This is a genomic window from Methylobacterium jeotgali (genome assembly GCF_022179345.1).
In the GTDB taxonomy this organism is placed as follows: domain Bacteria; phylum Pseudomonadota; class Alphaproteobacteria; order Rhizobiales; family Beijerinckiaceae; genus Methylobacterium; species Methylobacterium jeotgali.
In genome coordinates this window covers 1-2,139 of sequence record NZ_BPQR01000105.1, presented here as the reverse complement: position 1 = coordinate 2,139, position 2,139 = coordinate 1, and the positions used below count along the sequence as shown (strand labels likewise).

Annotated in this window: 2 protein-coding genes and 1 pseudogene; 2 read left to right on the top strand and 1 reads right to left on the bottom strand. The window is 74.4% G+C overall.

Annotation, left to right across the window (positions count from 1 at the left end; all coding sequences use genetic code 11):
- Nucleotides 1-123, top strand: a pseudogene (locus MFF04_RS21695) (methyl-accepting chemotaxis protein); the annotation flags it as partial.
- 22 nt (nucleotides 124-145) lie between these two features.
- Here MFF04_RS21695 and MFF04_RS21690 read toward each other — a convergent pair.
- On the bottom strand, nucleotides 146-1,348 hold the full coding sequence (locus tag MFF04_RS21690) for a glycosyltransferase family 2 protein (RefSeq protein ID WP_238279076.1): 1,203 nt from the start codon (nucleotides 1,346-1,348) through the stop codon (nucleotides 146-148).
- A gap of 170 nt (nucleotides 1,349-1,518) precedes the next feature.
- Here MFF04_RS21690 and pyrH point away from each other — a divergent pair.
- On the top strand, nucleotides 1,519-2,139 hold a 621-nt coding region (gene pyrH / locus MFF04_RS21685), incomplete at its 3' end, for a UMP kinase (protein ID WP_238279074.1).

Below are 2,139 nucleotides of genomic sequence, written 5' to 3'. Positions count from 1 at the left end.
GCGGCCGAGGAGACGGGCGCCGCCGCCTCCCAGGTGCTCTCGGCCGCCTCCGAACTCTCACGGCAGTCCGAGCAGCTGCGCGGGCAGGTGTCCCACTTCCTCGGCGGTGTCCGCGCCGCTTGAGGATCGGTCTCCGCCGGCCGCCTCAGCCCTCCGGCTTGCCGGCGGGCGAAGGGGCCTGCGGCCAGGAGCCCGCCGTCCGCGCTCCGGACCGGCGGGCTTCGGCCGCCCGTGATCCGCGATCTCGCAGCCATGTCGCAACGCGGATCGGCACCAGCATCAGCCGCCCGAGGCGGATCTGCCCTGGCAGCTCCCGCGGGCCGAGCGGCCGGTAGGGCAGGCGCGGGCTCGCGATCTCGGCGGCGGCGATGGCCATGCCCGGCTGCGGCAGCGCCGCGATCCGCTGCGCTTCCTCCGGCGCGATCCCGAGGCGGCGCGCCCAGCCGAGGTCGCGCCCGAGGCGGCCCGCCTCGTGCAGCCGGCGCAGGCGGCGGCGCCACAGGTAGCGGGACACCGCCCGCGGAAAGGCCTCCATCCGCGCGTCGCAGAGCGCGTCGGGCTCCTCGCAGCGGGAGCGGATCGTGTCGGCCACACCTCCCGCCGCCCGGCCGGAGAGACGCGCCGAGATCAGCACCATCACGTCGCGGGCGTGCCGCACCCGGAAGCCGTGGGCCAGCAGCTTGGCGACGAAGGCCCCGTCCTCACCGAGCGGGATCTCCGGCATGCCGCCCACCGCCCGATAGGCCGCGACGGTGACGCTCAGCGAGGCGCCGATCGTGGTGCGGTGGCAGGGCCAGGGATCGCTCGGATCGGGATCGATGCGCGCCTCGGCCTCTGTGATGAGCGCGTCGTAGGCGTCCTCCAGCTTCCCGCGTGCGGGGAGCGACGGCGGCAGCAGCGCGGCCTCCTCCGGGATCAGCTCGACGCGGCCGGCGACCGCGTCCGCCCCCGCCGCGACCGCGCGGAGATTGGCGGCGACCCAGTCCGGCGGAACGCGGCTGTCAGCGTCCGTCGTCAGGATCAGGCCCTCGCCGGCGCCCGTCTCGATCCAGACGGCGGCCGTGTCCATCGCGGCGCGCCGCGCCCAGCCCGCATGGGCGCCGGTGAATTCGCGCTCGATCACCCGCACCGGGAACGGGATCTCCTCCACGAGCCCCTCGACGATCGCGGCGGTGGCGTCGGTACAGTTGTTGAGGAACAGCACCAGCCCGAGGCGGCCCGGCGCCACGCCCTCCTGGCCCGCGATCGCCCGCAGGCAGGCGGCGATGCGCTCGGCCTCGTTGCGCACGGGGATGGCGATCACGGTGTCGGGCGAGGCGAACTCGGGCGAGGCGACTTGCGAAACCAACGGGATTGCTCCGGCGCGCCGGAACACGTCCTCCGGCGGCTTCCGCATCGCGGCAGGGGAGCCGCCGCGTCAAGAGGCTTGGCGGCTCCCGGCGCCCCTCGACGCCCTCTCCGGCGTGACGTAGAAGCCCCGCGATCCGACGATTCAGAAGATGTCCTGGGGAGCGGCTGATGCCGGAGACGCCACCGTTCCGCCGCGTGCTCGTGAAGCTCTCGGGCGAGGCGCTCGCCGCCCCCGACGGCTACTGGCTGCACCCGCCGACCCTCGCCGGCCTCGCCGAGGACATCTCCCGCGTGCTGGAGGCGGGCGTCGAGATCGCCCTCGTGGTCGGCGGCGGCAACATGATCCGCGGGGCGCGCATCTCCCAGGCCGGCTTCATCGACCGGGCGACGGGGGATTCGCTCGGCATGATGGCGACGGTGATGAACTCGCTCGCCCTTGAGACGGCGCTCAACGCCGCCGGGGTGCCCGCCCGCACCATGTCGGCGGTCTCGATGCCGACGATCTGCGAGACCTACGCCCGCCAGCCGGCGCTCCACCATCTCGACAAGGGGCAGGTAGTGGTGCTCGCCGGCGGCACCGGCAACCCGTACTTCACCACCGACACCGCCGCGGTGCTGCGCGCGGCGGAGTTGCGCTGCGACGCGGTGCTCAAGGCGACCCAGGTCGACGGCGTCTACTCCGCCGATCCGAAGCGCGACCCGGGTGCCACCCGCTACGACCGCATCACCCATGACGAGGCCATCGCCCGCGACCTCAAGGTGATGGATACCGCCGCCTTCGCGCTCGCC